This window comes from Mesorhizobium sp. M7A.F.Ca.CA.002.15.2.1 (assembly GCF_003998715.1).
Classification (GTDB): Bacteria; Pseudomonadota; Alphaproteobacteria; order Rhizobiales; family Rhizobiaceae; genus Mesorhizobium; species Mesorhizobium ciceri.
Map to the genome: position 1 here is coordinate 1 of NZ_RZPI01000242.1, position 7,313 is coordinate 7,313.

Genomic DNA, 7,313 nt, shown 5'->3' on the forward strand with positions numbered 1-7,313 from the left:
CTTTGGTTGCGTTCTGGTCGGGCCGGATGACCGCGTGCTGATGCGGCAGGGCAATCTCGACACGGTGCGCCATGCCGAGACGGAGCTCGCCCGCCGCGCCGCGGCTGCCTACGCGCCGGAGTTCCTGTGGCAATGCACGCTGGTCTCAACCTTCGAGCCGTGCGCGATGTGCGCCGGCACGATGTATTGGGCCAATATCGGGCGGCTGGTTTACGGGGTCGAGGAGACCGAACTCCTGGCGCTCACCGGGGATCACGCGGAGAATCCGACGATGAGCCTCTCTTCGCGCACCGTCCTCGGCTCCGGCCAGAGAAAGATCGAGGTCTTTGGCCCCTTCCCCGAAATCGCCGACGAGATGCTCGCACCGCACCGCGATTTCTGGAAGCGCTGACGGCTTCGTCCCGGCCGGTAAGGTCGATCAATGGCAGCAGTGACTGTCGGATCGCGGTGGGAGCCGCCGCCGCCGTTCAACAAAATCAAAGACTTGTAGAATCAACGATCCGAAGTCGGACGATCTTGTCATGCGTTGCCCGTGGCGAGATCCTTGAGAAGGGCGTGCAGGCCGTGAAAACTCGGACAGTCGCTGCTTTCTCAAAGACTCAAAGGCCCTAAGTGGCTGATATTTAATGCTAAAACAATGGTGAGCGCGATGGGATTCGAACCCATGACCTACTGATTAAAAGTCAGTTGCTCTACCGGCTGAGCTACGCGCTCCCGCGGGCGAAAGGCGGCCCTCGAAATTGCGCGGAACATAGGGAGAGTGCCTCGACCGGTCAACCGGAAAAAGAGGTCTCGCAAACACGGGCGGCTTCGCCCTGTCGCGGCACTTGTCCCACGCGCTGTCGGGGGGAGAACGGCCAAGGAACGCTGCCATTTATGCCTGACGGTGGCATCCAGTCTGGGGAACAATTGTATGCGCCGCTCGTTTTTCGGGCACAGGGACGTCCGCCAAACCATCGAGGAGAAGACCAATGAACAGAATCACAACGAGCCTGCTGGCGACCGCTCTCTCCGCCACATTCGTTGCGGCGGAGGCGGTGTCGGTTAATGCCCAACCGAACTATGTGCCGCAGTCCCAGGTCGCGGTGCCGGATGTACAGACAGTCCAGTACCGGGAGTGGCGCAAGGACCGCTACAATCGCAATTTTTCGCGTGACCGCAGTTTTTCGCGTGACCGCAATTTTTCCCGCAATCGCGGCATGTATTGGAACGGCCATCGGGGCTATCGTGAATATCGCCCCGGCTACCGTCGTCACGGCGATTATTGGTTCCCGCTTGCGGCCTTCGCTACCGGCGCGCTGATTACCGGGGCAATCATCAACAACGAAAACAACCGCGTCTATGAAGGCAATGCGCATGTGCGATGGTGCTACGACCACTACCGCAGCTACCGTGCTTCGGACAACACGTTCCAGCCGAATTACGGCCCCCGCAGGGAGTGCCGCTCGCCTTATTGATGTGGGTGAGTGGGAGTAATTGATAGTGCTGCATTGAAGGCCCATGCCAGAAGTGGCGCGGGCCTTTCTTTTCGGTCACCCCTGCCAACTGAGGCCTATGGCGTGCTCAGCGTCCGGCGCACAGCATCGCGCCAACCAGCAAGTTTGGCTGCGCGCGCAGAGCCATCCATGGCCGGCTGGAACCTCCGCTCCAGCGCCCAGCTCTTCGCGAATTTCTTGGCATCCGGCCACACGCCTGCCTTCGACCCGGCGAGCCACGCGGCACCCAGCGCCGTCGTCTCCAGGATGGTCGGACGGTCGACCGGCGCGTCGAGGATGTCGGCCAGCCTCTGCATGGTCCAGTCCGACGCAACCATGCCGCCGTCGACCCGCAGCACGGTCTTGGCCGAAGCTCCCTTCCAGTCCTTTCGCATGGCGTCGAGCAGGTCGCGCGTCTGGTAGGCGACGGATTCGAGTGCGGCGCGGGCGAATTCCGCCGGCCCGGAATTGCGCGTCAGCCCGAAAATGGCGCCGCGTGCCTCGGCGTCCCAATGCGGCGCGCCGAGCCCGACGAAGGCCGGCACCAGGTAGACGTTTTGCGTTGGATCAGCCTCGGCAGCCAGCTTGCCGCTTTGCTCGGCCTTGCCGATCACCTTGATGCCGTCGCGCAGCCATTGGACCGCGGCGCCGGCAATGAAGATCGAGCCCTCCAGCGCATAAGTGGTCTTGCCGTTCAGCCTGTAGGCAATAGTGGTCAAGAGCCGGTTCTTCGAACGCACAAGGTCGCTGCCGGTGTTGAGCAGCGCAAAGCAGCCCGTGCCGTAGGTGGATTTCATCATGCCCGGCTCGAAACAGGCCTGGCCGATGGTCGCCGCATGCTGGTCGCCGGCAACACCGAGGATTCTTATCTCGGCGCCGAAGAGATTTTTCTCCGTGATTCCATAGTCATCGGCGCAGTCCTTTACCTCGGGTAGCATTTTCGCCGGGATGTTCAGTATCGACAGCAGTTCGTTGTCCCAGGCATTTTTCTCGATATTGTAGACCAGCGTGCGCGACGCGTTGGTGGCATCCGTGGCGTGGACCTTGCCGCCGGTCAGCCGCCAGATCAGAAAGCTGTCGATGGTGCCGGCGAGCAACTCGCCTTTCTCGGCACGACGCCGCGCCCCTTTTACCTTGTCCAGCATCCAGGCGATCTTGGTACCGGAAAAATACGGATCAAGCAGCAGGCCGGTTTTTTTGGTGAACTTTTTCTCCAGTCCCTGCTTCTTCAGTTTCTGGCACAGCGGCGTGGTGCGCCGGTCCTGCCAGACAATGGCATTGTGGATCGGCTTGCCGGTCGCCTTGTCCCAGATGACGATGGTCTCGCGCTGATTGGTGATGCCGAGCGCGGCCACTTCGGATGCAGCCCGGCCGGCCTTCTTCAGCGCCGCCTTCACGGTCGTCACCACGCTCGCCCAGATGTCTTCGGGATCGTGCTCGACCCAGCCGGAGGCCGGATAGTGCTGGATGAATTCCCTCTGCCCGCTGCCGGCGACCTTCATATCGCCGTCGAACAGGATCGCCCGGGTCGAAGTCGTGCCCTGGTCGATGGCAAGGATGTATCCGGTCATTCTGCTTCCCCGCTTAATGCATGTCGCCCAAAGGTGACCTCGGTTTTGGGAGAACGACATGCACAAAAACAAAGACCTAAAGCGCGTTGCATGAATCCGTCTCAACGCGACGCGCTTTAGTCTTTTGCACAAACAGGGGAGACGGCAAGATGCCGCCTCCCCCTATTCTCATGATGCTGGCGCGAGCGCCGACACCAAGGCTACTTCTGCCAGCTCTTCACCAGTTCGTCGTAGTTGATGGTGATCGGCTTTTCCTTCTCGTTCTCGATCTTCAACTGAGGAGCGAGATTGCCCTTCTTGACCGCGTCGGCGTTCCAGTAGGCGAGGTCATGCTCTTCGGCCATCTTCGGGCCGATATCGCCCTGAACGCCCGACTTCTCGATGCGGCTCATGACCTTTTCCTGTTCGCCGCAGAGCGAGTCCATCGCTTCCTGCGCGGTCTTGGCGCCCGACGACGCATCGCCGATCGCCTGCCACCAGAGCTGTGCCAGCTTCGGATAGTCAGGCACGTTGGTGCCGGTCGGCGACCACTGAACGCGGGCCGGCGAACGGTAGAACTCGATCAGGCCACCGAGCTTCGGAGCCCGCTCGGTGAAGCTCTTGTCGTGGATCGTGCTCTCGCGGATGAAGGTCAAGCCGACATGGCTCTTCTTCACGTCGACTGTCTTCGAGGTGACGAACTGCGCGTAGAGCCAGGCGGCCTTGGCGCGGTCGGTCGGGGTCGACTTCATCAGCGTCCAGGAGCCGACGTCCTGATAGCCGAGCTTCATGCCGTCCTTCCAGTAGACGCCATGCGGCGACGGCGCCATGCGCCACTTCGGCGTACCGTCGTCGTTCAGCACCGCCTTGGCGCCGGCATCGACCATCGAAGCGGTGAAGGCGGTGTACCAGAAGATCTGCTGGGCAACCGCGCCCTGCGCCGGAACCGGGCCGGATTCGGAGAAGGTCATGCCCTGGGCTTCCGCCGGAGCGTAGGCCTTCAGCCAGTCGAGGTATTTCTGGATCGAGTAGACGGCGGCCGGGCCATTGGTGTCGCCCCCGCGCGCCGTGCAGGAGCCGACCGGACGCGAATTCTCGTCGACCTTGATGCCCCACTCATCGACCGGCAGACCGTTCGGCAGGCCCTTGTCGCCATTGCCGGCCATCGACAGCCAGGCGTCGGTGAACCGCCAGCCGAGCGACGGGTCCTTCTTGCCGTAGTCCATGTGGCCATAGACCTTCTTGCCGTCGATCTCGCGGCCGGTGAAGAACTCGGCGATGTCCTCATAGGCAGACCAGTTGACGGGAACGCCAAGGTCGTAGCCGTACTTGGCCTTGAAGTCCGCCTTGTTCTTCTCGTCGTTGAACCAGTCGTAACGGAACCAGTAGAGGTTCGCGAACTGCTGGTCGGGAAGCTGGTAGAGCTTCTTGTCCGGAGCGGTCGTGAACGAGGTGCCGATAAAATCCTTCAGGTCGAGGTTCGGGTTGGTGACATCCTTGCCCTCGCCCGCCATCCAGTCGGTCAAATTGCGCACCTGCTGGTAGCGCCAGTGGGTGCCGATCAGGTCGGAATCGTTGACCCAGCCGTCATAAAGGTTCTGGCCCGTCTGCATCTGGGTCTGGATCTTCTCGACGACGTCGCCTTCCTGGATGACGTCATGCGTGATCTTGATGCCGGTGATGGCGGTAAAGGCCGGCGCCAGCACCTGCGATTCATACTGGTGCGTGGCGATGGTTTCCGAAACGACCTTGATGTCCATGCCGGCGAAAGGCTTCGCGGCATCGATGAACCACTGCATTTCGGCTTCCTGGCCAGCGCGGTCGAGCGTCGAGAGCGGGCCGATTTCCTTGTCCAGGAAAGCCTTTGCCTCGTCCATCCCGGCATAGGCATTGCCCACGCCCAGCAACAGGACAAGGGCCGTCGTTGATGTTAAAAATTGCCTTCGCATGTGTTTCCTCCACAGTTTTAAGGTTCAAGTGCGATCTGGAGCGGCCGCCGGCACGCGGTCGCTCCAACAGTTTCCCCCTCTATACGTAGCGGAACACGCCAATGGCGTAGACCACGGAGAGAGCGAGAGCCCACCACAGGTTGGATCCGACAAGACCCAACCAAGCGAGATGGATAAAGGCGCTGCCAAGCAGCGACAGGAAAAGACGGTCGCCGCGCGTTGTCTCGAAGCGCAGCACGCCGACGCGCGGATTGCCGCCCGGCGAAGCGTATTCCCAAGCCGCCATGCCGCACAGCAGCAGAAGGATGGTCCCGAAAAAGGCCGCCGTCGGCCACGTCCACGCCATCCAGGTGAGGTCGAAATTCATCGTCAAACCCTCCCCAGGGCGAAGCCCTTGGCGATATAATTGCGCACAAACCAGATGACGAGCGCGCCGGGGATCAACGTCAGCACGCCGGCGGCGGCGAGCAGGCCCCAGTCCATGCCAGCGGCCGAAACCGTGCGGGTCATGGTGGCGGCGATCGGCTTGGCGTCGGTGGTGGTCAGCGTGCGGGCAATCAACAGTTCCACCCAGGAGAACATGAAGCAGAAGAAGCAGGCCACGCCAATGCCGCTGGCGATCAGGGGCATGAAGATCCTGACGAAGAAGCGCGGGAACGAATAGCCGTCGATATAGGCGGTTTCGTCGATTTCCTTCGGCACACCCGACATGAAGCCTTCGAGGATCCACACCGCCAGCGGCACGTTGAACTGGCAGTGCGCCAGCGCCACCGCAATGTGCGTGTCGATCAGGCCGAAGGCCGAATAGAGCTGGAAGAACGGCAGCGCGAACACCGCCGGCGGCGCCATGCGGTTGGTCAGCAGCCAGAAGAACAGGTGCTTGTCGCCGAGGAAGCGGTAGCGCGAGAAGGCGTAGGCTGCCGGCAGCGCGGCAGCCACCGAAATCACCATATTCATCACCACATAGGTGATCGAGTTGATGTAGCCCGAGTACCAGGAGGCGTCGGTGAAGATGGTGACGTAGTTGGCGAGCGTCGGCTGGTGCGGATAGAGCGTCAGCGAGGAGACGATCTCGGCATTGGTCTTGAAGCTCATATTAATGAGCCAGTAGATCGGCAGCAAAAGCACGACGATGTAGACCGTCGGCACGATCCACCACCAGCGCGATTCCTCGCCGCGTTTGCGCATCAGCCGGGCGACCTGATCCTGCGAGAGTGTGCTCGCCAGTTTGCCCGCTGCTGTGGTCTCGCTCACTCTATCGGCTCTTTCGTTGGCGCCGGTCATCTCAGCGCTCCGCGTCGTAGTTGGTCATCACGGTGTAGAAGACCCATGACAGCAGAAGGACGATGAGGAAGTAGACCAGCGACATGGCTGCGGCCGGACCGAGGTCGAACTGGCCGAGCGCGGTCTTGACGAGGTCGATCGACAGGAATGTCGTCGAGTTGCCGGGACCGCCTCCCGTCACCACGAAGGGTTCGGTATAGATCATGAAGCTGTCCATGAAGCGAAGCAGCACGGCGATCAGCAGCACCCTGTTCATCTTCGGCAGCTGGATGTAGCGGAACACCGCCCAGCGCGAGGCGCCATCGATCTTGGCCGCCTGATAGAAGGCATCCGGAATGGAGACCAGGCCGGCATAGCAGAGCAGCACGACGAGGCTGGTCCAGTGCCAGACATCCATGATGATGACGGTGACCCAGGCATCGAACGGGTCCTGCACATAGTTGTAGTCGATGCCGAGCGCGTTGACGTAGTAGCCGAGCAGACCGATGTCGTTGCGGCCGAAGACCTGCCAGATGGTGCCGACGACGTTCCACGGAATCAGCAGCGGCAGCGCCATGAGCACCAGGCAGACCGGCACGCCCCAGCCCTTTTTCGGCATGTTGAGCGCGATGAAGATGCCGAGCGGCACTTCGATCGCCAGGATGATGAAGGAGAAGATCAGGTTGCGGACCATCGCTTCCCAGAAGCGGCTGGAAGACAGCAGTTCCTCGAACCACTCGGTGCCGGCCCAGAAGAAGACGTTGTTGCCGAACGTGTCCTGCACCGAATAGTTGACGACGGTCATCAGCGGGATGACCGCCGAGAACGCCACCAGCACCAGCACCGGCAGCACCAGGAACCAGGCCTTGTTGTTCCAGGTCTTTTCCATCTATGCCCCCATCTCGACGCGCCAGGAATCGGCATAGATGTTGATGCCGGCCGGCTCGAACCGCACCTTCGGATCGGCTGGCACGGTCTCGTCCTCGCCGATGACGGCCGCAATCTCGCGGCCTTCGAGCTTGGCGCGGACCACCTTGTGGCGGCCGAGAACCTCGACCTTGCTGACCTGCACGGCC

General features: G+C 61.5%; 7 protein-coding genes, 1 tRNA gene and 1 pseudogene. 2 read left to right on the top strand and 7 right to left on the bottom strand.

Annotated elements, in window-relative coordinates:
• The coding region (locus ENZ74_RS15395; RefSeq protein ID WP_164761044.1) for a nucleoside deaminase at positions 1 to 391 on the top strand (391 nt) is incomplete at its 5' end.
• Between the two features lie 247 nt (positions 392 to 638).
• Here the strand turns inward: ENZ74_RS15395 and ENZ74_RS15400 are convergent.
• Positions 639 to 714, bottom strand: a tRNA-Lys gene (locus tag ENZ74_RS15400).
• 257 nt (positions 715 to 971) lie between these two features.
• On the opposite strand from ENZ74_RS15400, the gene ENZ74_RS15405 reads away from it, so the two are divergent.
• Positions 972 to 1,457, top strand: a complete 486-nt coding sequence (locus ENZ74_RS15405; RefSeq protein ID WP_063167948.1) for a BA14K family protein — start codon at positions 972 to 974, stop codon at positions 1,455 to 1,457.
• 95 nt (positions 1,458 to 1,552) lie between these two features.
• On the opposite strand, the gene glpK is transcribed toward ENZ74_RS15405, so the two are convergent.
• The 6 genes and pseudogenes from glpK to ENZ74_RS15435 form a co-directional block, all read right to left on the bottom strand.
• Positions 1,553 to 3,046: a glycerol kinase GlpK gene (gene glpK, locus ENZ74_RS15410; RefSeq protein ID WP_063167947.1), complete on the bottom strand. Its 1,494-nt coding sequence runs from the start codon at positions 3,044 to 3,046 to the stop codon at positions 1,553 to 1,555.
• A 200-nt stretch (positions 3,047 to 3,246) separates the two neighbouring features.
• On the bottom strand, positions 3,247 to 4,974 hold the full coding sequence (locus ENZ74_RS15415; RefSeq protein ID WP_013531807.1) for an ABC transporter substrate-binding protein: 1,728 nt from the start codon (positions 4,972 to 4,974) through the stop codon (positions 3,247 to 3,249).
• A gap of 79 nt (positions 4,975 to 5,053) precedes the next feature.
• Positions 5,054 to 5,347, bottom strand: coding sequence for a DUF2160 domain-containing protein (locus ENZ74_RS15420; protein ID WP_024503495.1), 294 nt, complete (start codon positions 5,345 to 5,347; stop codon positions 5,054 to 5,056).
• Positions 5,344 to 6,258, bottom strand: coding sequence for a carbohydrate ABC transporter permease (locus tag ENZ74_RS15425; protein WP_127312845.1), 915 nt, complete (start codon positions 6,256 to 6,258; stop codon positions 5,344 to 5,346). The genes ENZ74_RS15420 and ENZ74_RS15425 overlap by 4 nt, the downstream gene beginning before the upstream one ends.
• 1 nt (position 6,259) lies before the next feature.
• Positions 6,260 to 7,126 carry a sugar ABC transporter permease gene (locus tag ENZ74_RS15430; RefSeq protein WP_013531810.1) on the bottom strand — a complete coding sequence of 289 codons (867 nt, stop codon included), beginning with the start codon at positions 7,124 to 7,126 and terminating at the stop codon, positions 6,260 to 6,262.
• Positions 7,127 to 7,313: pseudogene (locus tag ENZ74_RS15435) on the bottom strand (ABC transporter ATP-binding protein); the annotation flags it as partial.